23 protein-coding genes are annotated in these 22994 nt (G+C 73.0%); 3 read left to right on the top strand and 20 right to left on the bottom strand.

Annotation, left to right across the window (positions count from 1 at the left end):
• Positions 1–423: 423 nt before the first annotated feature.
• The 16 genes from ACZ7N4_RS30565 to ACZ7N4_RS30490 all read right to left on the bottom strand — a co-directional run bounded on the left by ACZ7N4_RS30565 (position 424) and on the right by ACZ7N4_RS30490 (position 16047).
• Complete coding sequence (locus ACZ7N4_RS30565; protein ID WP_471364442.1) at positions 424–1515, bottom strand: pectinesterase family protein; 1092 nt, start codon at positions 1513–1515, stop codon at positions 424–426.
• A 53-nt stretch (positions 1516–1568) separates the two neighbouring features.
• On the bottom strand, positions 1569–2903 hold the full coding sequence (locus ACZ7N4_RS30560; protein ID WP_471364439.1) for a pectate lyase family protein: 1335 nt from the start codon (positions 2901–2903) through the stop codon (positions 1569–1571).
• Positions 2904–2929: 26 nt separating this feature from the next.
• Positions 2930–3709: a rhamnogalacturonan acetylesterase gene (locus ACZ7N4_RS30555; RefSeq protein ID WP_471364436.1), complete on the bottom strand. Its 780-nt coding sequence runs from the start codon at positions 3707–3709 to the stop codon at positions 2930–2932.
• A 109-nt stretch (positions 3710–3818) separates the two neighbouring features.
• Positions 3819–5165 carry an ABC transporter substrate-binding protein gene (locus ACZ7N4_RS30550; protein ID WP_471364433.1) on the bottom strand — a complete coding sequence of 449 codons (1347 nt, stop codon included), beginning with the start codon at positions 5163–5165 and terminating at the stop codon, positions 3819–3821.
• Between the two features lie 47 nt (positions 5166–5212).
• Complete coding sequence (locus tag ACZ7N4_RS30545) at positions 5213–6727, bottom strand: glycoside hydrolase family 43 protein (RefSeq protein WP_471364429.1); 1515 nt, start codon at positions 6725–6727, stop codon at positions 5213–5215.
• A complete protein-coding gene (locus ACZ7N4_RS30540) occupies positions 6724–7569 on the bottom strand; it encodes a DUF6807 domain-containing protein (protein WP_471364426.1) in 846 nt (281 codons plus the stop codon). Before ACZ7N4_RS30540 ends, ACZ7N4_RS30545 begins: the two co-directional genes overlap by 4 nt.
• Entirely contained in the window at positions 7569–8747 is a 1179-nt protein-coding gene (locus ACZ7N4_RS30535) for a Gfo/Idh/MocA family protein (RefSeq protein WP_471364423.1), read from the bottom strand. The genes ACZ7N4_RS30540 and ACZ7N4_RS30535 overlap by 1 nt, the downstream gene beginning before the upstream one ends.
• Positions 8744–9616 (bottom strand): carbohydrate ABC transporter permease, encoded by an 873-nt coding sequence (locus ACZ7N4_RS30530; RefSeq protein WP_471364521.1) that lies wholly within the window; start codon positions 9614–9616, stop codon positions 8744–8746. The genes ACZ7N4_RS30535 and ACZ7N4_RS30530 overlap by 4 nt, the downstream gene beginning before the upstream one ends.
• Positions 9617–9624: 8 nt before the next feature.
• Positions 9625–10560, bottom strand: a complete 936-nt coding sequence (locus tag ACZ7N4_RS30525; RefSeq protein ID WP_471364420.1) for a carbohydrate ABC transporter permease — start codon at positions 10558–10560, stop codon at positions 9625–9627.
• A gap of 149 nt (positions 10561–10709) precedes the next feature.
• Positions 10710–12440 (bottom strand): L-arabinonate dehydratase, encoded by a 1731-nt coding sequence (gene araD, locus ACZ7N4_RS30520; RefSeq protein ID WP_471364417.1) that lies wholly within the window; start codon positions 12438–12440, stop codon positions 10710–10712.
• Positions 12437–13348, bottom strand: a complete 912-nt coding sequence (locus ACZ7N4_RS30515) for a dihydrodipicolinate synthase family protein (protein ID WP_471364415.1) — start codon at positions 13346–13348, stop codon at positions 12437–12439. The genes araD and ACZ7N4_RS30515 overlap by 4 nt, the downstream gene beginning before the upstream one ends.
• Positions 13348–14001, bottom strand: a complete 654-nt coding sequence (locus ACZ7N4_RS30510) for a GntR family transcriptional regulator (protein WP_471364412.1) — start codon at positions 13999–14001, stop codon at positions 13348–13350. Before ACZ7N4_RS30510 ends, ACZ7N4_RS30515 begins: the two co-directional genes overlap by 1 nt.
• A 118-nt stretch (positions 14002–14119) precedes the next feature.
• Positions 14120–14872, bottom strand: coding sequence for an MBL fold metallo-hydrolase (locus ACZ7N4_RS30505; RefSeq protein ID WP_471364409.1), 753 nt, complete (start codon positions 14870–14872; stop codon positions 14120–14122).
• A gap of 36 nt (positions 14873–14908) precedes the next feature.
• Positions 14909–15193 carry a hypothetical protein gene (locus tag ACZ7N4_RS30500; RefSeq protein ID WP_471364406.1) on the bottom strand — a complete coding sequence of 95 codons (285 nt, stop codon included), beginning with the start codon at positions 15191–15193 and terminating at the stop codon, positions 14909–14911.
• Between the two features lie 37 nt (positions 15194–15230).
• Positions 15231–15536, bottom strand: coding sequence for a hypothetical protein (locus ACZ7N4_RS30495; RefSeq protein WP_471364403.1), 306 nt, complete (start codon positions 15534–15536; stop codon positions 15231–15233).
• Positions 15537–15675: 139 nt separating this feature from the next.
• Positions 15676–16047 (bottom strand): hypothetical protein, encoded by a 372-nt coding sequence (locus ACZ7N4_RS30490; RefSeq protein WP_471364400.1) that lies wholly within the window; start codon positions 16045–16047, stop codon positions 15676–15678.
• Between the two features lie 750 nt (positions 16048–16797).
• Here ACZ7N4_RS30490 and ACZ7N4_RS30485 point away from each other — a divergent pair.
• Positions 16798–17259: a DUF2199 domain-containing protein gene (locus ACZ7N4_RS30485; protein ID WP_471364518.1), complete on the top strand. Its 462-nt coding sequence runs from the start codon at positions 16798–16800 to the stop codon at positions 17257–17259.
• 148 nt (positions 17260–17407) lie between these two features.
• Here ACZ7N4_RS30485 and ACZ7N4_RS30480 read toward each other — a convergent pair whose 3' ends face one another.
• Positions 17408–17998 (bottom strand): TIGR03086 family metal-binding protein, encoded by a 591-nt coding sequence (locus ACZ7N4_RS30480; RefSeq protein WP_471364396.1) that lies wholly within the window; start codon positions 17996–17998, stop codon positions 17408–17410.
• A 2-nt stretch (positions 17999–18000) separates the two neighbouring features.
• Positions 18001–18447: a DUF6010 family protein gene (locus ACZ7N4_RS30475; protein WP_471364394.1), complete on the bottom strand. Its 447-nt coding sequence runs from the start codon at positions 18445–18447 to the stop codon at positions 18001–18003.
• 227 nt (positions 18448–18674) lie between these two features.
• Here ACZ7N4_RS30475 and ACZ7N4_RS30470 point away from each other — a divergent pair, with 227 nt between their 5' ends.
• Complete coding sequence (locus ACZ7N4_RS30470; RefSeq protein ID WP_471364390.1) at positions 18675–19907, top strand: MFS transporter; 1233 nt, start codon at positions 18675–18677, stop codon at positions 19905–19907.
• On the opposite strand, the gene ACZ7N4_RS30465 is transcribed toward ACZ7N4_RS30470, so the two are convergent.
• Positions 19844–21007 carry a hypothetical protein gene (locus ACZ7N4_RS30465; RefSeq protein WP_471364385.1) on the bottom strand — a complete coding sequence of 388 codons (1164 nt, stop codon included), beginning with the start codon at positions 21005–21007 and terminating at the stop codon, positions 19844–19846. The two genes, ACZ7N4_RS30470 and ACZ7N4_RS30465, sit on opposite strands and share 64 nt — an antisense overlap.
• Positions 21004–21945 carry a 5-dehydro-4-deoxyglucarate dehydratase gene (locus tag ACZ7N4_RS30460; protein ID WP_471364383.1) on the bottom strand — a complete coding sequence of 314 codons (942 nt, stop codon included), beginning with the start codon at positions 21943–21945 and terminating at the stop codon, positions 21004–21006. The genes ACZ7N4_RS30465 and ACZ7N4_RS30460 overlap by 4 nt, the downstream gene beginning before the upstream one ends.
• 230 nt (positions 21946–22175) lie before the next feature.
• On the opposite strand from ACZ7N4_RS30460, the gene ACZ7N4_RS30455 reads away from it, so the two are divergent.
• Positions 22176–22985: an NAD-dependent epimerase/dehydratase family protein gene (locus ACZ7N4_RS30455; protein ID WP_471364380.1), complete on the top strand. Its 810-nt coding sequence runs from the start codon at positions 22176–22178 to the stop codon at positions 22983–22985.
• Positions 22986–22994 lie beyond the last annotated feature (9 nt).

Genomic DNA, 22994 nt, shown 5'->3' with positions numbered 1-22994 from the left:
TGCCCTCCAACTGCCTCCGCCCGACGCCCGCTTGACGCGAGGACCCGAACGGCCGGGCTGGTTCGATGAGGACGGCGTCAAGGCCCCGGAAGTCCAGCTGCCGAAGGTGGGAGATGAAGTACGTCACGGCCGTCTGCGAGGAGGCGGGCAGCCGACGTCGGTGTCTCGGAATCGCCCACGCCTACGCCGTGATGCTCGACGGAGTGGAGGAGGTGTACACATTTCTTCGCGAGGAGATCGAGCCCACGGGGCAACTGAGGAGACAGCTCGCGGCCTCCCGTGTCACCCGCCACTGGGGTCGCGCGTCGCCGAGCGTCGATCTGGAGGTGCCACGCGGTGTCCCGGAAGCACCCGTCGAGGACGGCGTCGTCCCGGCCACCGGCACGGTCACGGACGATGCCGGGCACGGTGTGCGGGTGCGGTTCAGCGGGGGGTCCAGTCGCCCAGGTACGCCGCCGGGGTGTGCCGCGCGGCCTCGGGCGGGGTGAGCTGGGGGCGGTCGGCGGGGTCGGTGATCGCCGCGCCGGGGCCGGTGTTGCGGAACTCCCGGAAGCGCATGGACTGCCAGGGGTGGGCCGCCGACATGTCGGTGTAGGGGGCGGCCGCGTCGATGCCGGGGCCGAGCCGGGTGTCGCGGACGGCGAGCATCGGGCGGGCGGCGGGGTCGGAGCTGGGGACCCAGGGGCGGGCCAGCTTGTAGAAGGCGTCCGGGGCCTCGCTGCTGACACGGCTGCGGGTGACGAGGTAGCCGTGCGGGTTGGCGGCGGCCGTGGAGGGCGCGAAGACGAAGCCGTAGGGTGCCGCGGCCAGGTCCGTGCGGTTCAGGGTGCGGAAGTGGCAGTGTTCGTAGACCGCCGTCGCCCGGCCGAAGACGAAGTCGACGTCTCCCTCGATGTGGCAGTGGCCGTAGTACTGGCGGGCGAGGACACCGAGGGCCATGGAGTCGGCGTACAGGGTGTCCTGGTGGCCGAGGAAGCGGCAGTGCAGGAAGGCGCCTCGGTCGCCCTGCGCCTTCAGGGCGACGGCCTGGGTGCCGTCGGTCTCCGGGTGGTCGGCGCGCAGCCAGTCGTTGGCGAAGGTGATCCAGCGGGCGGTGAACCCGTCGGCCTGGACGGTTGTGGTCGCCGAACCGGTGGTGCCGTAGGTGCCGCCGCCGGGCTTGGGGGTGCCGGCCGCTCGGTCGTGGACGACCACCACGTCCCGCGGGTTCTCGGAGGCGCCGATCCAGGTCATCTCCGTGCGGCCGGCGTCGACGGCGACCGTCTCCCGGTAGCGGCCGGGGGCGATCACGAGGGTCCGTCCGCTGCCGGTGGCGGCGGTCACCGCGGCCTGGACGGTGGTGAAGTCGCCGCGGCCGTACGGGTCGACGTAGAGGGTGCCGGGGGTGAGGCGGCGGGCCGGGGAACCGTGGCGGCCGAACGGGCGGGCGGTGAGGGCGTGTGCGGGGGCGGACGTCAGGGCGAGCGCGGCGGCCGCGGTGCCCGTGGTGAGGAATCCCCGTCGGGAGAGGGGCACGGCTGTACTCCTTCGGCTGGAGAGGGGGCCGGGGGTCCGGCCCCCTCGGGGGGTCAGCGCAGGTGGCCGGCGCCCGCGCAGTGGTCGACGAGGGCGGGGACGGCCCGCGGCCGGTCCACCCTGGTGCGCAGGACCGGTGTCCAGCCGGCCCCGGACCGGAGGATCTCGCCGGGCACCTGCGCGTTGTGGACGGCGATGAGGTCCGTGGGCTCGCCGTTGACGTAGTTGTCGTCGGCGGTGACCGGCGCCTCCTTCCACTTCTTCAGCACCGCACCGGCCTTCGCGCCCGCCGGCAGCGTGAACGCGTTGTGCTCGGCGACCAGGTGCGACTCCATGCCGATGCCGTAGCTGTAGGAGTAGTCCTCGCCGGCGACGAAGTGGTTGTTGTACGAGTCCACCTGCCCGAACCGGACCCGCGGGGCGCGCTCCACCAGGTTCCGGAACAGGTTGTGGTGGAAGGTGATTTTCAGGTGCCCGCGGTCGACGGCGGCCGTGGACGCGCTGTCGCTGTTGCCGACGAGGATCGTCTTGTCGTGGTCCTCGAAGACGTTCCAGGAGACGGTGACGTGGTCGGCGCCCTTGACGACGTCCAGTTCGCCGTCGTGCTGTTCGTAGATCCGGCCGTAGTAGGACGGCAGGGTGCTGTCCGGGTGCTCCCCGTCGGTGAACGTGTCGTGGTCCATCCACACATGGGTCGAGCCGTGGACGACGGCGCTGTCGTACTCGGAGTTCCAGTTGCCGTCGGCGGTGTCGGTGGGGTCCCACTGCGGGAAGCAGTCGAGGGGGCTCTCGAAGGTCAGGTTGCGGACGATGACGTTGTCGACGCCCTTGATCTGCAGGCTGGCGCCCCGGAAACCGGCGTCGCGGCCGATGCCGACGATGGTCGTGTCGGCCGGGACGGTGGCCTTGACGAAGGCGTCCTGGTTGGCGGCGGAGGCGCGGCGCAGGCCCTCGGGGCTGTCGTCGGGCTCGGCGTCGAGGTTCCTGCCACGGCCCCACACCACCGGGTCGTAGGTCTTCAGATAGGCGTCGAAGTCGTACCCGGGCACGGCGAAGGACGCGCAGTCCGGCCCGTCGGCGTCGATCGTGCCCTTGACCCGGACGATCCTCGGCGCGCTGCCGCCGTCCGCCAGGGCCGCCTTGAACTGCTCCCAGGTGGTCACGGTGTACACGTGCGCGGAGTCGGCGGCGGCCCCGCCGGTCGTCCCGGTGCCGTACGCCGCCCAGCCGTCCTTGGCGGGCAGCGCCTGCCGTTCGAGGCCGGCGCGGTGGGCCGGCCGTACGGAAGCCGAAACGGAAGCGGAAGCCGTGCCGGTGACGGCGAGAACGAGGGCCGTGCCGCCCACCAGGGCAGTTATGGCACGTCCATGACATTTCTGTGTACGCACTGTACGGCTCTCCTCGATGACGAAGGTCAGGATGCGGGTGCGGGCGGCCAGGTGATCCAGGACGCCGGGACGTCCTCGTGCAGCCGTAGGACGTCGTGCCGGGCCAGCACCCGGGTGCGCAACAGCTCCTGCGCGACGAGCCGGGCCACGGCGATCGCGCCCGGCGGATTGAAGTGCGTGTTGTCCTGTTCGGTGGCGGTCCAGTTGAAGCAGGTCTTCGTCTCCTCCACCCCGAGCCGCTGCCACAGCGCGAGCGACAGCGCCTGCGTGTCGAGCAGCGCGACGCCCTCCTCCCCGGCCAGCGCCCGCATGGCCGCCGGGTAGTCGCCGTGGGTGGGCTGGGCGTTGCCGTCGGCGTCGAACCTGCGGCGCTCCACCGGAGTCGCGAGGACGGGCCGGGCTCCGCGGGACCGGGCCCCGTCGATGTACAGCCGCAGGTAGTGCTGGTACGTCGTCCAGGGCTCGGTGGCGCGAGCGGGATCGGTGGCCTTCTCGTCGTTGTGCGCGAACTGGACGACCAGGAAGTCGCCGGTGCGGATCTCGGCGAGGATCGCGTCGAGCCGGCCCTCGTCGACGAAGCTCTTCGAACTCCGCCCGTTGACCGCGTGGTTGGCGACTTTCACCTCCTTGCGGAGGAAGAAGGGCATCGCCGTTCCCCAGCCGGTCTCGGGAGCGGCGTCGGCGTACTTCTGTGCGGCGGTGGAGTCACCGGCGACGTGGAGCGTCCGGGACGTGCGCGGGGAACGCCCGGCGAGGGGGACGGCGGCGAGAGCGGCGGACGTGACGTGTCTGCGCGTGAGGGACACAGCCTGTGCCTTTCGATTCAGGAGAACGGGACCTGCCCGGGGGCACGGGGAACTGCGCGGCCGGCCACGAGGCGCCCGCAGTTCCCCACGGGCGCGACCACGCGCGTGGTCAGTGGTTCTTCTTCCAGTCGGCCTGCGCCTCGTTCAGCTGATCGGCCAGCGTGTCCAGGAACTCCTTCGCGCTCATCTTCCCGAGCAGCGTCTTCTGGAAGTTCGGCTCGTTGTCCGCCTTGGAGATCGTGTTCCAGTCGGGCAGGTAGTACGGCAACTGCACGATCTTCGTGTCGCCCCCGTTCAGCGCCTCGGCCGCCAGCTTCGTCGGCTCGGCCCGCCGGATCCACGCGTCCCCGGCCGCGTCGGTGTTCGCCGGGACCTGCCCCGCCGACTCGTTGAACTTGGAGTTCTCCTTGGCGGAGACGGCGAACTCGATGAACTTCCAGGCCGCCGCCTTGTTCTTGCTCGACCTGAACAGGCTGAGCCCGTCCACCGGGTTGGAGACCTGCACCCGGGTACCGTCGTCCAGCGTGGGGTTCGGAACGCCCCGGAACTTCTCCTTGCCCAGCGCCTTCAGGTGGTCCTGGTACGAGCCCAGGTTGTGGCTCAGCATGCCGATCGTGCCGCTGTCCCACTGGGCGACCATCTTGGTGAAGTCGTTGTTCACGTCGGCGGACGGGGTGTCCTTCTTGTAGAGCGCGACGTACTTCTCCAGAGCGGCCACGTTCCTGGGATCGTTGACGGTGGTCCTGTCGCCTTTCCAGAACGACGTGATCCCGGTCTGCCCGTACATCGCGTCGAGGGCCGGCGCGATGGCGCCCTCGCCGCCGCGGATGGTGAAGCCGAACTGGTTCCTCCCCTTGTCCGTGAGCCTGGCGGCGGCCTCGTAGAACTTCGACCAGGTGGTCGGCGCGTCCAGGCCGGCCTTCTCGAACAGGTCGGTCCGGTACCACAGCGTGCCGTTGTTCGCGGAGGTCGGCACCTGGTACAGCGCGCCCCCGCCGCCCGCCGCCTTGCTGACGTCGATCAGGTTCCGGCTCAGCTTCCCGTTCAGCGGGCTCTTCTCCAGCCGGCCGTCCAGCGGCTCCAGCGCGCCCTGGACCGCGACCTCGGCGAGCATCGCGGTGCCCACGCCGCCGACGTCCGGCAGGCCGCCGCCCTGGATGGCGGTGTCGTACTTGGACTGGGCGCCGGCCGCCGGGATGCCGACGTACTTGACCTTGATGTCCGGGTACGCGTTCTCGAAGTCGGCGATGATCTGCTTCCAGACGTCGGTGCGGACACCGCCGTTGCTGTCCCAGAAGGTGATCGTGCCCTTGCCCGAGCCCTCGTTCCCCTTCTCCCCCGCGCCGCCGCTGCCGTCGTCGCCGCAGGCGGTCGCGGTCAGGGCGAGCACGGAGCCCAGGGCGACGGCCAGGGCGGCGCGCCTGTTTCTGCGGATGCGGATGCTGCTTGTGGTCATGGTCGGCTCTCTTCTTCTGGATCCAACGGAGGATGAGGCGTGGGGGATCAGGCGTCGGGGATGATCCGGAACCGGGTGAACGTCGCCGTCCCGGCGGGTCCCGGTCCCTCGGGCGCGACGGCGAACAGACCGAGCAGGGCGCCGACCCAGCGCCAGGGGGTGGCCGCGAAGACGGGACCGGAGGAGCGCAGGCCGTCCCCGACGTCGTACCGGAACCGGCAGCGCGCCCCCGCACCGGCCTCGATCCGCAGCCGCGCCCGTCCCTGGGGAGCGGGGCGGGGCACCCCGGCGTCGCGTTCGCGCTCGGCCACCGCCTCCGCGAACCGGTGCACGAGCCGGACCGTGCCGTCGCTCCCGCGCTCCAGGCCGATCCACGCGCACGCGTCCCCGAGCACCACCAGCCCCGCCCGCGCGCCCGGCTCGGTGCCCTCCAGCCGCAACTCGACCTCGACGGCGCCCGGCAGGCCTGGCAGCCGCTGGGTGAGGACGTTCGGCAGCTTCCGCGGGTCGTGGACGTCGGCCGAGCGGACGCAGGTCAGCCGCAGGCCGTCCGCGGAGGTCTGGGTGGCCCAGCCGTCGCCGGGGTTGGCGGTCCACTGCCACTGGCGGCCGTACCGTCCGCCGGGGAAGTCGTCGTCGGTGGGGGGCGCGGCCGGCGGCTGCGGCGGCAGACCGGGCCGGCGGTGGACGGCGACGGGGGCGCCCTCGTCGCCGAGGACCGGCCAGCCGTCGTCGCCCCAGCGCATCGGCTGGAGGTGGACCACCCTGCCGTAGGCGCCGCGCTGCTGGAAGTGCAGGAACCAGTCCTCGCCGGCCGCGGTGCGGACCCAGCCGCCCTGGTGGGGCCCGTTGACGTCGGTGTCCCGCTGCTCCAGGACGATCCGTTCCTCGTACGGGCCGAAGAAGCCGCGTGAGCGGAACGCGCCCTGCCAGCCGGTCTCCACTCCCCCGGCGGGGGCGAGGATCCAGAACCAGCCGTCGTGCCGGTACAGCTTCGGCCCCTCCAGGGTGAACCAGCCGGGGATGCGGTCCCCGTCGACGATCACCTTGCCCTCGTCGAGCAGCGACGTGCCGTCGGGGTGCATCCGGTGGCCGGTGAGCCGGTTCTTGACGCCGGAGCGGGATCTGGCCCAGGCGTGCACGAGGTAGGCCTCGCCGGTCTCGTCGTCCCACAGGGGGCACGGGTCGATCAGTCCCCTGCCGGCCTTGACGAGGCGGGGGCGGGTCCAGGGGCCGCGGATTTGGGGTGCGTTGACCTGGAAGACGCCCTGGTCGGGGTCGCCCCAGAAGATCCAGAAGCGGTCGTCGTGGTGCCGGATGGCGGGTGCCCAGACCCCGCGGTCGTGCCGGGGCGCCGTGAACTCCTCCTCCGGTACGAGGCGTTCCAGGGCGTGGCCGACGAGGGTCCAGTGGACGAGGTCGCGGGAGTGCAGCAGGGGCAGGCCGGGGGCACGGCCGAAGCTGGAGGCGGTGAGGTAGAAGTCGTCGCCGGCGCGGACCACGTCCGGGTCGGACCAGTCGGCGTTGAGGACCGGGTTGGTGTAGGTGCCGGTGGTGGTCACTGGCTCACCGCCTTGCGGGCCAGGGCCGCCGCCTCGCCCCGGGTCAGGGTGCCGTCGGCGACGACCGTGACCACCCGGCGTACGACGGTCGCGCCGGGCGGGACGGCCAGCCGCTCGGTGTGCGCGAGGGAGGAGCCCACGCCGGGGTACTCGGCGGCCCGGACGAACCACGGGTCCCGGCGGGTGTCCTCGGTGGCCCCGGCGAACACCAGCGTCCAGCCCTCGCCCGCCAGCGCGAGCCAGTCGGCCCGGGTGCCGTGCGTCTCCGCCTCGCCGTCGCGGTCGGCGGTGAAGACCTCCGGGGTGCGGGAGTCCTTGCGGGCCCGCCAGAAGAAGCCGCCGTAGGCCGCGCCGGGCCGGCCGTTGGTGGCGGGGCTGCCGATCGACAGGAGCGCGGTGGTCACGTTGGTGAGGGAGAAGGTGAAGTCCAGCGCCCAGGCGGTGTCCGTGAGTCCGTCGGCCGCGACCGTACGGCGCTCGCGCAGCAACGTCTTTCCGGCGGCCACCCAGCGCAGCTCCTCCACGAAGCCGTCGGGGTCGCGGAGCTGGAAGGCGGTGTGCCGCTGGGCGCCGTGGTCGTCCAGTTCGGTCGGACCCCGGTCGCGGACGAAGGTCCGGCCGCCCCAGAAGTTGTGCCCCTCGACGTCGGGAACGGCGACACCGACGCCGAGGTGGTGTGCGTGGTCGGCGGGGCCCGCCTCGGTGACCGCCGTGCCGGCCAGGGTGGTGACGGGGTGCAGGTAGGGGCGCGGGGAGAGCCGGGCGGGCAGCTCGGGCCGGGTGACGTAGCGGCCGACCGGGCGGCCCGCGACCCGCAGGACCAGGCTGTCGGGGGACGTCATCAGGTGCTCACCTCGTTCGACAGGTCGTTCGACAGGTCATTCGGCAGGGGGCTGCCGGGCGGGGACCAGGAAGCGCCCAGTTCGGAGTAGAGGGAGAGGGTGGCGGCGGCCGCGGTGACCAGGCCGTCGATGCCGGGCACGATCCGGCGGTGCTCGGCGGGCAGCAGCCGCCAGGCGTGCTCGGGCAGCGGTGCCGGGTCGGGGGCCGTGCGGACGGCCTCGACGACCCGCATGAAGGCGCCGGTGTCGTCCGGCGGGACCAGCAGCGGAGTGCCGTGCTCCAGGTGCCCGACAAGGTTCTCCAGCAGGTCGGTGCGGCCGTACTCGGTCTCCTCCGGGCCGTGGCCGGTGCGCTGGAGCAGCACCCGGTCCTGCTTGTACCAGAAGGTGATCCGGCCGCTTCTGCCGTGCACCAGCAGGTACGGCTCCCCGGGGTGTTCGGCGCACAGGGTCGCCGCGACCGTGACGGGCCCGCGCGGGGTGTGGACGCGGACGCAGGAGGTGTCGTCGGACTGGATGGCGTTGGCGCGCAGCAGCTCCGTCTCGACGCCGGTGACGTCCTCGGCGCGGACCGTGCCGAGCAGGGCGAGGCCGGTGGCGACGGCGTGCGCGAGGGGGTTGGTGAGGACCCCGTCGACCACGTCGGCCCCGTTCAGCCGGCGCCGGCCCGCCCAGGGCGCCCGCCGGTAGTAGGCCTCGTCCCGGGCCCAGGCCCCGGCCCCGCCGACCCCGACGACCTCGCCGATCGCGCCCTCGGCGATGAGGCGCCGGATCGCGGGGACCGCGTGCGAGCCGAGCGACTGGAAACCGATCTGGCAGGCCACCCCGGCCTTCCGGACCCCGTCGGCCATGCGGCGGAACTCGGCGTACGAGGGTGCGGGCGGCTTCTCCAGCAGCAGGTGCGCCCCGCGTGCGGCGGCGGTGAGGGCCAGGTCGGTGTGGGTGGGGATCGGCGTGCAGACCACGGCGATCCGCGCGCCGGTGGAGTCCAGGAGCGCGCCGAGGTCGGCGGACTGCTCGGGCGTGCCGAGCCCGTCCGGGATCTCCTCCCCGGTCAGCGGGGCCGGCTCGCAGATCCCGGCCAGCCGGACCAGACCCGCGCTCTGGAGGCGGCGGAGGTTGTCCAGGTGCCAGCGGCCGTGGCCGCGCGCCCCGGCGAGGACGACGTCGACGCTCATCCCTTCACCGCCCCCGCGCTGAAGCCGGTGATGAGCCACTTCTGGATGAAGGCGAACACGATCACCACGGGTACGGCCGCGATGATGCCGCCCGCCGCCAGGGCGCCCAGGTCGACGCTGTCCGCGCTCATCAGGGTGTTGAGGCCGACCGGGATGGTCTGCTTGCCCGGGTCGGACAGGAACATCAGGGCGAACAGGAAGTGGTTCCAGGCGTGCACGAAGGCGAAGGAGCCGACGGCGATCAGGCCGGGCCGCAGCAGCGGCAGCACCACGATCCGGAAGCCGGTGAACCGGTTGCAGCCGTCCACCCAGGCGGCCTCCTCCAGGGAGTACGGAACGTTCCGGATGAACCCGCTGATCAGGATCATCGACAGCGGCAGCTGGAAGACGGTCTCGGCGATGACGACACTGCCCAGGGAATTGATCATCGACAGCCTGGCGAAGATCTGGAACAGCGGCACCAGCAGCAGCGCGCCCGGCACGAACTGGGAGCACAGCAGGGCCAGCATGAACCCGCGCTTGAGCCGGAAGTCGAAGCGGGCGAGGGCGTACCCGCCGGCCAGGGCGACCACGGTGGTCAGCACCAGGGTGGCGAGACCGACGTAGACGCTGTTGGTGAAGTAGGTGCCGAAGCTGCGCTCGGTCCACACCTTCTGGAAGTGCTCGAAGGTCACGGGCCAGGGGACCAGCGAGGTGGAGCCGGCCGGGCGGAGCGCGAAGAGCAGGATCCAGTAGAAGGGGACCAGGGTGAACAGGAGGTACACCGTCAGGGGGACGTAGATCTGCCAGCGTGGGACCTCGTCCCAGGAACGGCGCCCCTTGGGGGTCCTGGCGGGCTCGGCCGCCGCCTTCTCGGGTGCGGGAGCGATCTCGGTGATCACTTGGAGTCGCCTCCGAACTTGCTCAGCCGCAGGTAGACGATCGAGCAGAAGAGAAGGATCACGAACGCCACCGTGGTCAGGGCGGAGGCGTAGCCGAAGTTGTGGGCGTCGACGCTGGTGTTGGCGATGTAGAGGGGAAGGGTCGTGGTCTCCCCGGCCGGGCCGCCGCCGGTCAGCGTGTAGAGCAGGTCGACGTTGTTGAACTCCCACACCGCGCGCAGCAGCGTGGACAGCACGATGGCGTCCTTCAGGTGGGGCAGGGTGATGTGCCAGAACTGCCTGAGCCGGCTCGCCCCGTCGACCTCGGCGGCCTCGTACAGGTCCTTGGAGACGGACTGGAGGTCGGCGAGGATGAGGATCGCGAAGAAGGGGACGCCCCGCCAGAGGTCGGCGAGCACCGCCGCCGGGAAGACGGTCGAGGGGTCCGACAGCCAGCTGGTGCCGTAGGAGCCGATGCCGGCGTCCGCCAGGTAACGGGTGATGCCGGTCTGGGAGTTGTAGAGCAGTACCCAGATCGCGGAGGTCAGCACGCCGGAGACGGCCCAGGGCGAGAAGACCAGCGCGCGTCCCAGTGCCCGGCCGGCGAAGGTCTGGTTGACGATGAGCGCCAGCGCCAGGCCGAAGAGCAGTTGCAGCCCGACCTCGACCACGACCCACTTGGCGCTGAAGGTGAGCGTGTCCCAGAACTGCGGGTCGTGGGCGAAGACCTGGGTGAAGTTGCCGAGGCCCGCGAAGCCGTTCCGCCACGGTTTGGTGGGGTTGTGGTTCTGCAGGCTGTAGTAGAAGACGCTGAGCACCGGGTAGGCGATGAAGCCCAGCATCAGCAGGGCCGCCGGGGCGATCAGCAGGTACGGCAGCCTGCGCGGGGTCGCGGAGGCACGGCGCCGCCGGGGTGGCGCGGGCGGTTTCGCCACGGCTGCGGCTTGGGCCATGACTGTTCTCCGTTCGCAGTTGACGGGTGCCGCCCGAAGGGCGTCCGTGAAGGGGTGGTCGGGTGACGGGCGGGCGTGGGAGCGGGTATGGGAAGCGCTTGCTTCGTACACGTGCGGAAGCGCTTCGACGACCGGGGTGTAGGACTGGGTCAGCCGGCGTACGGGTCGGGCACGGTGCCCGGGCGGGCCAGGAACGCGAAGTCGCAGCCGGTGTCGGCCTGGGTGATCTGCTCGGTGTAGAGGGCGCCGTAGCCGCGTTCGTACCGGGCGGGCGGCGGCGTCCACGCGGCCCGCCTGCGCTCCAGCTCCGCGTCGTCCACGTGGAGACGGAGGCTGCGGGCCTCGACGTCCAGGGTGATGAGGTCCCCGGAGCGGACGAGCGCCAGGGGGCCGCCGATGTACGACTCCGGGGCGACGTGCAGCACGCAGGTGCCGTAACTCGTGCCGCTCATCCGGGCGTCGGAGATACGGACCATGTCCCGCACGCCCTGCTTCAGCAAATGGTCGGGGAGGGGGAGCATGCCGTACTCGGGCATGCCGGGGCCGCCCTTGGGGCCGGCGTTGCGCAGCACCAGCACGCTGTCGGCGGTGATGCCGAGCGAGGGGTCGTTGATGGTGCGCTGCATCGTGCGGTAGTCGTCGAAGACGACGGCCGGCCCGGTGTGCCTGAGCAGGTGCGGCTCGGCGGCGATGTGCTTGATGACGGCGCCGTCCGGGCAGAGGTTGCCGCGCAGCACGGCGACCCCGCCCTCGCCCGCGACCGGGTTGTCGCGGGTGCGGATGACGTCGTCGTCGTGGACCTGCGCGCCGGTGAGCTGCTCGCGCAGGGTGTCGTAGGACACCGTCGGCCGGTCCAGGTGGAGCAGGTCGGTGATCCGGGAGAGGAAGCCGGGCAGGCCGCCGGCGAAGTGGAAGTCCTCCATCAGGTACGTCCGGCCGCCGGGGCGGACGTTGGCGAGGACCGGGACCGTGCGGGCGACGCGGTCGAAGTCGTCCAGGGTGAGCCGGACGCCCGCGCGGCCGGCCATGGCGATCAGGTGGATCACGGCGTTGGTGGAGCCGCCGAGGCCGAGCACGGTGGTGACGGCGTCCTCGAAGGCCTCGCGGGTGAGGATGTCGGAGAGCCTGCGTCCCTTGTGGACTTGTTCAACGATCCTCATGCCGGATCGTGCCGCCATCCGATCGTGCCCGGAGTCCACCGCCGGGATGCTGGACGCCCCCGGCACGGTCACCCCCAGCGCCTCGGCCGCGGCGGTGAGCGTGGACGCCGTCCCCATCGTCATGCAGTGGCCGGGCGAGCGGGCCAGGCCGCTCTCCAGCTCGGCCATCTCGCAGTCGCCGATGAGGCCGGCCCGCTTGTCGTCCCAGTACTTCCACATGTCGGTGCCGGAACCGAGGACCTCGCCGCGCCAGTGGCCCGGCAGCATGGGCCCGGCCGGGACGAAGACGCACGGCAGGTCCACGGAGGCGGCGCCCATCAGCAGCGCGGGCGTGGACTTGTCGCAGCCGCCCATGAGCACCGCGCCGTCGACCGGGTAGGAGCGCAGCAGTTCCTCGGTCTCCATGGCGAGCAGGTTGCGGTAGAGCATGGGGGTCGGCTTCTGGAAGGTCTCGCTGAGGGTGGAGACCGGGAACTCCAGCGGGAAGCCGCCCGCCTGCCACACCCCGCGCTTGACGGCCTGGGCGCGGTCGCGGAGGTGGACGTGGCAGGGGTTGATGTCGGACCAGGTGTTGAGGATCGCGATGACCGGCTTGCCGAGGTGTTCCTCGGGCAGGTAGCCGAGCTGGCGGGTGCGGGCGCGGTGACTGAAGGAGCGGAGCCCGTCGGTGCCGTACCACTGGTGGCTCCTGAGTTCCTCGGGACGCTTCCTGCCGGTCATATCGACCACCCGGCGACGATGGCGGCGACCTCGGCGCGCTCGTCCTCCGGCAGCGGCCTGCTCGGCGGGCGGACGTCCCGGCGGCACAGGCCGAGCGCGGCGAGGGCCTCCTTGACGACGGTGACGTTGTTGGCGTTGCCGTGCGCGGCGCGCAGCTCCTCGAAGCGGCGGATCTGCTCCCAGACCTTCATGGCGGCCTGGTAGTCACCGGATCGAAGCGCTTCGATCATGTTCAGCGAGACGGCCGGGGAGACGTTCACGAGTCCGGAGGTGAAGCCGGTGGCGCCGGCGGAGAAGTAGGAGGGCGCGTACGGTTCGGCGAGGCCGGCGACCCAGACGAAGCGGTCCAGGCCCGCGTCGCGGGCGAAGGCCGCGAACCGGGCGGCGTCCGGGACGGCGTACTTGACGCCGATCACGTTCGGGCAGTGGTCGGCGAGTTCGGCGAGCCGGGCGCCGGGGAGCTGGGGGTTGCGCAGGTACGGCACCACGCCCAGCTCCGGGACGGCCTCGGCGATGGCGCGGTGGTAGTCGACCCAGCCGGCCGCCGAGACGTACGGGTGCACCGGCTGGTGGACCATCACCATCCGGGCGCCGACGTCGCGGGCGTGCCGGGCGGAGGCGATCGCGGTGGGCAGGTCGTGTCCGACGCCGACGAGCAGGGCGGCGCGGTCGCCGGCCTCCTCGGCGGTCAGCTCGGCGACCAGGCGGCGCTCCTCCGGGGTGAGGGCGTAGAACTCGCCGGTGTTGCCGTTGGGGGTGAGCGTCCTGATCCCGCCGTCGAGCAGGCGACGCAGCAGGGCCCGGTGGGTGCCGGTGTCGACGGAGCCGTCCTCGGCGAAGGGGGTCACCGGGATGGCCACCACGTCGGCCAGGGCCGCCCGTTGGGTCTCGAACGTCACGCTGCTCATTACTGGCCTTCCTCGGGGAGGGACTCGGGGAACGCACGGCGCACGAAGGACGCGATGTGGTCGTGCAGGGCGCTCGCGGCGCCGTCCGCGTCGCCGTCCAGCGCTAGCCGGAGGATCTCCCGGTGCTCCTCGGCCTCCCGCTCCCAGGAGGGGTCGGCGGACCAGGCGACGGCGGAGACGAGGGCGGCCTGGTCGCGGACCTCGTCCAGCATCCGGCCGAGCAGCGGGTTGCCGCACGGCAGGTAGAGGGCGCGGTGGAAGTCGCGGTTGGCGAGGGAGCGTTCGGCGGTGTCGGTGGCGGTGTCGGCGCGGGTCAGCGCGGAACGGGCGGCGTCGAGGGAGGCGCCTCGCGCGACGGCCCGGCGCAGGGCCTCGGGTTCGAGCAGCAGGCGTACGTCGTAGACCTCGCGCGCCATGTCCGCGTCCACCATGCGCACCGTGACGCCCTTGTACTGGCTCATCACGACCAGGCCGGTCCCGGCGAGGGTCTTCAGCGCCTCCCGCACCGGGGTCTTGGACACCCCGAACTGCGCGGCCAGCTCCGCCTCGACCAGGGGCTGACCGGGGGTCAGCCGCCCGGTGAGGATGCGGTGTTTGATCGCGTCCAGCACGTACTGCGTGCGGGACGGGATCGGGGTGGGCACAGAGGTCATGCGGCCCTCTCGGATCTCACATATCGCGTCTCATATATGACGTACGAAGTACGACGCGTTGAAGGTAGGAGGGGGCCCGGCTTTCGTCAATGCTTCTGACAAAGGAAGTCGGTTGTGCTCAGACGCTGTGGAGGTGGCCCTCGACGGCGGTGAACGTGGGCCGGCCGGAGGCGGTGGCGGCGCGCGCGGTGGCCGACTCGCGGCTGAGCGTGGGGCCGACGTGGGTGACGAGCAGCTCGCGCACCCGGGCCTCACCGGCGATGCGGCCGGCGTCCTCCGGTGTCAGGTGGACCTGTTCGCCGTCGCGATGGACGTCGATGTCGGCCTCGCACAGGAACAGGTCGGCTCGGGCGGCGAGTTCGGTGAGCGCGGGACAGGGGCCGCTGTCCCCGGAGTACGCGAACACACTGCCCTGGCATTCGGCGCGCAGCCCGTAGGCCTCGGTGCCGTGGGCGACGGCGCGGGCGGTCAGGCGGAGGTTCCAGTGCCGGACGTCGTGGCCGTCGTACAGGTCGCGGAAGTCGAGGACGCCCTTGAGGAAGTCGACGTCCGGCCGCCCGAAGAAGCCGGCCAGCCGGCGTGCGCAGCCCTCCGGCGCGTACACCGGGACCGGGGCGGGCGGGGTCATCCCGCCGTAGGCGAACGCGTAGGCGGCGGCGAGCAGATCGGCGCTGTGGTCGGCGTGCAGGTGGGAGATCCAGATCGCGGTGAGGCGCGCCGGATCCGTGTGCCGCTGCAACGCGGCGAACGTCCCGGGCCCCGCGTCCACCCACACCTCGGCGCCCCCGCCGGACAGCAGATACCCGGAGCAGGGCCGGTCGGGGCCCGGGTGGGGCGAGGCGGTGCCGAGGACGGTGAGGGTGAGCGGCATGGGAAGGAGCGTACGACGCGAGGGGCCCGGGACCGGTCAGATCTCCATCACCGCGTCGCAGTCCGGGCAGACCCGGGACGCGTACTCGCCGGGGTACCACGGCTCGCCGGGGGCCGGGGAAGGCGGCCGGGGAGCACGGGCCATGGCGAAGGTGTCCTTGCCGCACAGGGTCCGTGGGCCGACCGCGTCGGCCCTGCCGGGGGCGGCGGGCGCCGCGTGCACCCTGCGGGGGAGCGGTTCCGCGTCGGACGGTCCGTCCGCAGGGGTGCGTGCCGCGGCCACGGGCCGTTCGAACTCGTACATGACGACGATCTCGCTCATGTCTCCACCGTGGGCGCGGTGACCCGGGGCGCCGCGTTCACCCGCGGGTGGCGCTGGGCAGGGCGAGTTCGCGGCCGCGGTAGAAGCCTTCGCGCTCCTCGGCGACGTACGGGGCCATGGCCGCGCGCCGCCGCTCCTCCGGCTCGGAGGTCCGCCATGCGTCGCACGCCTCCCGTGACTCCCAGAAGGAGACCCCGGTGACCTCCTGTCCGTCCTCGGACCAGTAGGCGTAGGCCCGCTGCAGGCCTCGCGGCGCGGGCTCCGGGCGCCACGCCCTCTCGAAGTCGTCGAGCGTGCCCGGCTGAAGGCGGCGCGTCGTCACCCACACGTAGTGCTCCTGCATGGCGGTCTCCTCCGTACCCGATCGGACAGCCCCCCTCTCAGGGGCACCGTAGGCCCAATGCGCCACTCCCGCCGCCCGGCGACCGCCGGTCGGCCCAGGGTCCGGCCGTACGGGGTCGGTCTGCGGCGAGGGGGGCCGGTCAGGGCGCGGGCAGCATGAGCGCCAGGTACAGCACGGTCAGCGGCGGGACCAGCGCACCGAGGGACAACCACACGCGCAGCGCCGACCAGCGGCGGGTCCAGGGCAGCAGCCACGCGGTGAACAGGGCCGCGCCGGAGAGCGGGCCGCCGATGCGCGTCATGCCGTCGATCCAGGCCAGCGCCGTGTCGAGAGCGGCCGAGCAGAGGTCGGGACCGCAGCTGTCCGTGGCCATCACGGACAGTCCGCCGAAGAGGAGGGCGAGCGCGCCGAGCGGAACCATCAGGGCCGTGGCGATCGCCGGGGCCACCCAGCCCCGGGGGTCCCGCCCGCTCCTGCCGGCAGCGGGCGGCGCGATGTGCGAGGTCGTCATGCGGTCAGTGAACCGGGGGCGGAGGCGCGGCACACCGGCCGAGCTACTCATGCGGAAGCCGCTCGGCCACTCAGACACCGGCCTGCCGAGTGCCGCGGTCACCCAGGCACCCGCGGGGGTGAACCAGGCACGCGCGGGGCCGCCCAGGCACGACGGGAGCCGCCCAGGCACGCACGGGGATCGCCCCGGCACACGTCGATGCCGCCCGGGCCTCACCCTCCGACACCGCGCGGACCTCGCGGTCCGCGCCTCACCCTCCGGCTCACCCCGCCGGCACCGCCCGGGCCTGGCCGCCCGCGCACCACACCCTCCGGCACCTCCGCCGACGTACCCACGCCGGACGGCTCGCGCACCTCCCCCTCGGTCACCCCCACCGGCCACCCAGGCCTGACCAGCGCCACCTCACCCTCAGCCCCCGCACTCCCCCACAGACGCCGCCCGCGCCCCGCCCCCTCAGGCCCCCGCGGGCACCGCCCGCCCGCCCTCCGTCCGTCCCGCGGGCCGCCCAGGGAGCCGTCAGCACCCCGCCGGCCCCTGAGGCCCCCTGGCGCCGCCCCAGCTGTGACTGAGCGCGATGGTTGGCCCTTGAGCACGCTGGTGGGCTCCTGAGCGCGATGGCTGGCCCGCAGGGGCCGGCTGGAGGGGACCCGCCCGCGACGATTCTGAAGGGCTTCACTAGTCTCCAGCACCATGACCAGCACTTTCGGCTTCACCTGCTCGTGCTGCGGAGCCCACCACCCTGAGCTGCCGATGAACTACACGGCTGAGGCTCCGGCCGTGTGGGACCCGGCCTCTGCCGGCGCCGATGACAGCCTTCTGTCCGCGGACCAGTGCGTGGTCCGCGGACAGCACTACTTCGTCAAGGGCATGATCGAGATACCGGTCATCGACAGTGACGAGGTGTTCTCCTGGGGCGTATGGGTCTCGCTCAGCCGCGACAGCTTCTCCAGGGCTGTGGACCTGTGGGACACCCCCGGCCGCGAGGCCGAGAAGCCGTACTTCGGCTGGCTCACCACCGACCTACCGGTCTACCCCACCACCCTCAACCTGAAGACACACGTGCATACCCGTCCGGTCGGTGAGCGCCCCCTCGTTGAGCTCGAACCCACCGACCATCCCCTCGCCGTCGAACAGCGCACGGGGATCACGCTGGACCGCGTGCGGGAGATAGCGGAGGTTGTGCTCCACTCCGGCGCGGGCAAGCAGCAGTGACGGCCGTCGCGACGAGTGAGGCCTCCACGGCGGCTGACGCACGGGCGCGGATCTGAGCACCTGCTTGGCCAGGCGGGCCAACTACCGCGCGCAGTCACACCAGCCCTGCCAGCCCCTCAGGCCGCAGGCATCGCCCGAGCCCCGCCCCTCAGGCGCTCGCCCGCCCCCACCCCGGGTCCCGTCCGCTCAGCCCCACCGCCCGGTCCAGCGGGGGTGCCTCCGGTGGGACCGGGACGACCGGGCCGAAGAGGCCGTCGCCGCGGTTCGGGTCGTCGGCCGCGGCGCGGAGGAGGGCGAGGGCCGAGTCGAGGGCGGCCGGGTCCGGGGTGTAGGCCTGGCCGGTGGCGCGGGCCAGGTCCCAGCCGTGGATCACCAGCTCGTCGGCGACGACGGCGCCCGCGACCGCGCCCGGAAGGTCCACGCCGCCGGCGCGGGTGTCACCGGTCCAGGCGGCCGGGTCGCGCCAGGCGTCGGCCAGCTCGTCCAGCGCCTTCGGGAGTTCCTCGCGCCAGCCGGGGCCGAGCTCCCAGGGCACGGTGTCCGGGCGGGTGTCGGTCGTCGTGCCGAGGTCCTTGCGTGCGGCGTCCCGGAAGGCCACGGACAGCGTCAGCAGATGGCCCAGCAGCCGGTGCACCGCCTGGCCCGGGCACGGTGTCGCGGCGGTCAGCTGCGCGTCCGTCACGGACTCGGCGAGCCGGGCCACGATCCTGGTCTGCGGGCCGAGGTCGATCACGGTCATGCTCACTCCTTCAGGGTCGTGCTCCGGGTACCGAGGGCTGACCGGCCGGCGCCCGGAAACTCATCGGTGCGGCGCGCCCACTCCCACGGCGCACGGCCGCCGCCGAGGCACCAGAGGGCGATCACCGGGTCGCACAGCGCGCAGCCGAACGACGCGTCGTGCGCGAAGGGGATGATCGGATGGCCCTTGAGGTGGTGGACGACGTCCCACGCGGTGTGCAGCAGCCAGCCGAGGCCGATGAACGCCCAGGAGTCCAGGCCCTTGTAGGCGACGAAGGTGGCGACCGCCGTGAACGCGAACTCCCAGCCGCCGAGGCCGCCGCCGCTGAGGTAGGCGGCCCCGGCACCGGCCACCATGACCGCGTTGAGGCGGCGCCGGTGGCGTTCCGGTACGAGGGACATGAGGGTGACGTAGAGCAAGCCGACGAGAAGGGGGGCGAGGTAGCGCATGCGGTCGACGGTAGGGTTCCGGCCCCGTGCGCCCCAGGGGCCCCGGTGCCAGGTTCCGACGGGATCTCGCCGCCACGCCCGCCGCCCACCGCGTCTCCCCCCGTCTCCCGTCGGCCGTCACCCGTCACATCGCCCGTCTCTGCCTCTTCCCCCGCACAGACGACCGCGCGCGCCCAGGGCGTCTGCCCGATCCGCGGCCCCCCGTCTCAGACCCACGATGACCGGGTATGACGACTTCCCTGACCCTGTTCCGGGTGCTGCGGGACCGCAACGCGCGGCTGTACGTGACGGCCCTGATGGTGTCCGGCTTCGGCACCTCCTCGCTGTGGCTGGCGTCGGGTGTGTGGGTGAAGGAGCTGACCGGCTCCGACGGCCTGGCCGCCCTGTGCCCGCTCGCGATGTGGGCGCCCACCCTGGCCGGCCCGGCCCTGGGCACGCTCGCCGACCGCCTGCCGCGCAGGCCCCTGCTGATCGCCCTGGACCTCGGCCTGGCGGCCCTGCTGCCCGCCCTCTTCGCCGTCGGCTCCCCCGGCCGCCTGTGGCTGCTGTTCACCGTCCTGTTCCTGTACGGCACCGCCGGGGTCGTCCACGACGCCGCGGAGTCGGCGCTGCTGACCGCCGTGGTGGGCCCGGAGCTGCTCGGTGACCTCAACGGGCTGCGGACGGCCGTCACGGAGGGGATGAAACTCGTCGCCCCGCTGACCGGAGCGGGTCTCTACACGGTGTACGGCGGTCCGGCCGTGGCCTGCCTGGACGCCGCGACCTTCGTGCTGGCCGCCGGGCTGTGCGCCCTGCTGCGGGTGCGCGAGGAGCGGCCCGCCCGGTCCGGCGAGAGCCGGCGGAGGCAGACCGCGGAGGGCTTCCTGCACGTGTGGGGCCACCCGCTGCTGCGCCCGCTGGTCCGGGCGGGCGGTACGACGATGCTGCTGACCGCGCTGGGCAGCACGACGCTGTACGCCGTGGTCGACCGCCTCGGCCACTCCCCCGCCTACACGGGCGTGCTGTACGCCGTCCAGGGCGCCGGCTCGGTGGCCGCCGGGCTGCTCGCCGGGCCGGCGCTGCGGCGGCTGGGCGCGCGGCGCCTCGCTGCGGCCGGGATCGCGCTGACGGGGATCGCGGTGGCCGCGCGGGCGGTGCCGTCGGACCCGGTGGCCTGGGCCTGCGGCGCGGCGGGCGGTCTGGGGCTGCCCTGTGTGCTGATCGCCGTGCTCACCGCGGTGCAGCGGGAGACCCCCGGCCCGCTGCTCGGCCGGGCGACGGCCACCGCCCACACGCTTCTCTTCACCCCGAACGTGCTCGGCCTCGCGCTCGGGGCCGGCCTGGTCGAGCCGGCCGGCCCCGCGCTGCTGCTGCCGCTGTACGGCCTGGCGCTGCTGCTGACGGCGCTGCCGCTGGCTCAGCGCCCGGAGAGTGCCTCGCGGACCGCCGCGAGGTCCCCGTCGGACGCCAACCCGGCGTGATACAGCCGCAGTTCCGTCGCGCCGCCGGCACGCGCGCGTGCCGCGTCCGCCGCGAGCGTGCCGGGGCTGCCGCCCATGCCGGAGACGACCGTGAGGTTGGCGGCCAGCACCGTTCCCGCCCGCGCTCGCCCGGCGAAGGGCGCCAGCAGGGCCGTACCCCCGGTGCAGGGCACCACGACGCCGTCGGCCACGGACAGGATGTGCGCGGGGTCGACGCCCGCGTTGGCCCCGCAGTGGTAGGTGACCGGGTCGGCGTGCAGCAGTACCTGGAAGCCGTCGGGCGCGGCGGCGCGTACGGCGGCCACGGCCTCCTCCTGGAGGGTGCGGGCGGCAGAGTCGCGCCACGCGCGCGTGGCGGCCGCCGTGTCCTCGCCGAGCAGCTTCTCCACGGTGGGCCAGCCCTCGTCGTCGGCCGTGCTCCGCCACAGCGGCTCCAGGGCCTCGCGTACGGCCGCGGCGAGCGCGTCGGCGTCCAGGCCCCGGTCGCCGTAACCGGCCCGGCAGGACGGGCAGAAGCACAGGGACATCAGGTACTGCCCGGCGTCCCCCAGGCAGACGCCGGCGGTCTTGTCGTGGGCGTGCAGGTGCGCCAGCCCGTACCAGCCGAGGGACTCCAGTTCGGTGCCGTGCGCGCCGGGGCGTACGGCGGCCTCGGCGGCCAGGTCGACCAGGTACGCGCGCGTGGCGGGCTGGGCGACGCAGGGCGCCCACGGGTAGCGGTCGCCGTAGGCGTTGACGACGGAGGTGTCGGGGTGTTCGGCGCCCAGGCGGGAGTTGTGGGCGAGGACGACCCAGGTGTGCACCTCCAGGCCGGCCGCGGCGAGGGCGTCGGCGGCCCGGCCGTAGGCGTCGCCGGGGGCCCAGCGGCCGGCGGGGTAGGGGCGCAGGCCGCGGCCCGCCCAGCGGTCGCCCGGCGGGTAGAGGACGGCCGCGTACTCGGCGGTGACGATGCGGTGGCGGGGGTGGCGGGGGGTGAGGGCGCGGGTGGAGTGGTAGGCGGCGGCCAGGGTCACCTGCTCCACGCCGAGCCCGGCGATCCGTTCGGGGGCGGCGGGGTCCCCGTCGACGTCCCAGGGGTAGACGAACGCCGACGCCTTCACGCGTCCTCCTCCAGCAGCCCGTAGCCGCGTTCGATCAGCTGGGCGAGCTGTTTGACGTGGTCCTCGGCCGGTTCGTGCAGCGGGGGCCGGACCTCGCCGACGTCCAGGCCGCGCAGCCGTACCCCGGCCTTGACGAGGGAGACGGCGTAGCCGCGGCCCCGGGAGCGCAGTTCCACGAACGGGCGGTAGAAGCCGTCGAGGAGACGGTGCGCGGTGGGCAGGTCGCCGGTCCGCAGGGCGCGGTGGAAGGCGAGGGCGATCTCCGGTGCGAAGCAGAACACCGCCGAGGAGTAGAGGGTGATGCCGAGGGCGCGGTAGGCGAGCTGGGTCTGCTCGGCGGTGGGCAGGCCGTTGAAGTAGAGGAAGTCGCCGGGGGCCTCGGTGCGGACGGCGCTGACGACGCGCTGCACGAGGTCGAGGTCGCCGAGGCCGTCCTTGAGGCCGATGACGCCCTCGGTGCGCGCCAGTTCGACGACGGTGGACGGGGTGAGGACCGCGTTGTCGCGCTGGTAGACGATGACGGGCAGGCCGGTGGCCGCGGCGATCTCCCGGTAGTGGCGCAGCAGGCCCTCCTGGCCGGCGAGGACGAGGTACGGCGGCAGGGCGAGGATGCCGTCGGCGCCCGCGTCGGCGGCGAGGTGCGCGTAGCGGACGGCGAGCGCGGTGCCGTAGCCGGCGCCCGCGACGACCGGGACGCGTCCCTCGGCCGCCTCGACGGCCGCCCGGACGCAGGCTGCGAACTCCTCCGGCAGCAGCGCGTGGAACTCCCCGGTGCCGCAGGCGGCGAAGACGGCGGCGGCACCGGCCGCCACGCCCCGGCGCACGTGGGTGCGGTAGACGTCCAGGTCGAGTGAGCCGCCGGGGCCGTAGGCCGTGACGGGGAAGAAGAGCGGCCCGCTCGGGTCTCGGAGCCGTTCGGTCAGAGGGGCTGGCGTCACGGGCTCTCCCTTGGGACACGCCGGTGCATGGTGCCGATCCGGTGCACGTTTCTGATCCACGTCCATATTTCTGAACATCACCACGCTAAAGCGCCTTCTTGCGGCAGGTCAAGCAGGCAAACCCGCACGACCGGCAGCGAATTCGCCGCCGTCACGCGACACTTGACGGCACCCGGTGAACTCTTTAGCGTGTCCACGTATGTGAATATCGGCCACAAGGAGAACCGAGGATGCCCGCTCCCCGTACGATCCTGCTCACCGGCGCCGCCGGCGGGCTCGGCACCCTGATGCGGTCCCTGCTGCCGGAGTACGGCTACACGCTGCGCCTGCTGGACGTGCGGAGCATCGAGGGCGAGCCGGACGCGATCACCGCCGACCTCACCGACAGGGAGGCGCTGCGCGAGGCGGTGCGGGGCGTGGACGCGGTCCTGCACCTCGCGGGGATCTCCCTGGAGGCGCCCTTCGAGAAGATCCTGCGGTCGAACATCGAGGGCACCTACCACCTGTACGAGGCCGCCCGCCAGGAAGGCGTGCCGCGGATCGTCTTCGCCTCCTCCAACCACGCCGTCGGCTTCACCCCGGCCCCGCGCGCGGGCGATCCGCTGATCCCCGTCGACACCCCGCGCCGCCCCGACACCTTCTACGGCCTGTCGAAGTCCTTCGGCGAGGACCTGGCCCAGCTCTACTGGGACAAGCACGGCCTGGAGACCGTCTCCGTGCGCATCGGCTCCTGCTTCCCCGAGCCCACCAGCGTCCGGATGCTCTCGGTGTGGATGAGCCCGGCCGACGGCGCCCGCCTCTTCCACGCGGCGCTGACCGCCGAGGAGGTCGGCCACACGGTGGTCTACGGCTCCTCCGCCAACACCCGCCTGTGGTGGGACCTGACCACCGCGCGCTCGCTCGGCTACGAGCCGCAGGACGACTCCGAGCCGTACGCCGAGAAGCTCATCGCCGAGCAGGGCGAGCTGGACCCGGAGAACCCGGCCCACGGCCACCTGGGCGGCCACTTCGTGAACGACCCGCCGATCTGGCCGTACTGACCCCCTCGC

The organism is Streptomyces sp. NPDC107654 (assembly GCF_055639035.1).
The sequence above is the reverse complement of the archived record's forward strand: the minus strand, read 5'-3'. Positions and strand labels throughout refer to the sequence as shown.

Bases quoted from the DNA above. Each gene is read 5' to 3' on its own strand.
- ACZ7N4_RS30540 (WP_471364426.1), bottom strand. From the start codon at position 7,569: ATGACGTCCCCCGACAGCCTGGTCCTGCGGGTCGCGGGCCGCCCGGTC.
- ACZ7N4_RS30475 (WP_471364394.1), bottom strand. From the start codon at position 18,447: ATGCGCTACCTCGCCCCCCTTCTCGTCGGCTTGCTCTACGTCACCCTC.
- araD (WP_471364417.1), bottom strand. From the start codon at position 12,440: ATGACCGGCAGGAAGCGTCCCGAGGAACTCAGGAGCCACCAGTGGTAC.
- ACZ7N4_RS30490 (WP_471364400.1), bottom strand. From the start codon at position 16,047: ATGACGACCTCGCACATCGCGCCGCCCGCTGCCGGCAGGAGCGGGCGG.
- ACZ7N4_RS30525 (WP_471364420.1), bottom strand. From the start codon at position 10,560: ATGGCCCAAGCCGCAGCCGTGGCGAAACCGCCCGCGCCACCCCGGCGG.
- ACZ7N4_RS30455 (WP_471364380.1), top strand. From the start codon at position 22,176: ATGCCCGCTCCCCGTACGATCCTGCTCACCGGCGCCGCCGGCGGGCTC.
- ACZ7N4_RS30480 (WP_471364396.1), bottom strand. From the start codon at position 17,998: ATGACCGTGATCGACCTCGGCCCGCAGACCAGGATCGTGGCCCGGCTC.
- ACZ7N4_RS30535 (WP_471364423.1), bottom strand. From the start codon at position 8,747: ATGAGCGTCGACGTCGTCCTCGCCGGGGCGCGCGGCCACGGCCGCTGG.
- ACZ7N4_RS30510 (WP_471364412.1), bottom strand. From the start codon at position 14,001: ATGACCTCTGTGCCCACCCCGATCCCGTCCCGCACGCAGTACGTGCTG.
- ACZ7N4_RS30500 (WP_471364406.1), bottom strand. From the start codon at position 15,193: ATGAGCGAGATCGTCGTCATGTACGAGTTCGAACGGCCCGTGGCCGCG.
- ACZ7N4_RS30550 (WP_471364433.1), bottom strand. From the start codon at position 5,165: ATGACCACAAGCAGCATCCGCATCCGCAGAAACAGGCGCGCCGCCCTG.
- ACZ7N4_RS30485 (WP_471364518.1), top strand. From the start codon at position 16,798: ATGAACTACACGGCTGAGGCTCCGGCCGTGTGGGACCCGGCCTCTGCC.
- ACZ7N4_RS30470 (WP_471364390.1), top strand. From the start codon at position 18,675: ATGACGACTTCCCTGACCCTGTTCCGGGTGCTGCGGGACCGCAACGCG.
- ACZ7N4_RS30505 (WP_471364409.1), bottom strand. From the start codon at position 14,872: ATGCCGCTCACCCTCACCGTCCTCGGCACCGCCTCGCCCCACCCGGGC.
- ACZ7N4_RS30495 (WP_471364403.1), bottom strand. From the start codon at position 15,536: ATGCAGGAGCACTACGTGTGGGTGACGACGCGCCGCCTTCAGCCGGGC.
- ACZ7N4_RS30515 (WP_471364415.1), bottom strand. From the start codon at position 13,348: ATGAGCAGCGTGACGTTCGAGACCCAACGGGCGGCCCTGGCCGACGTG.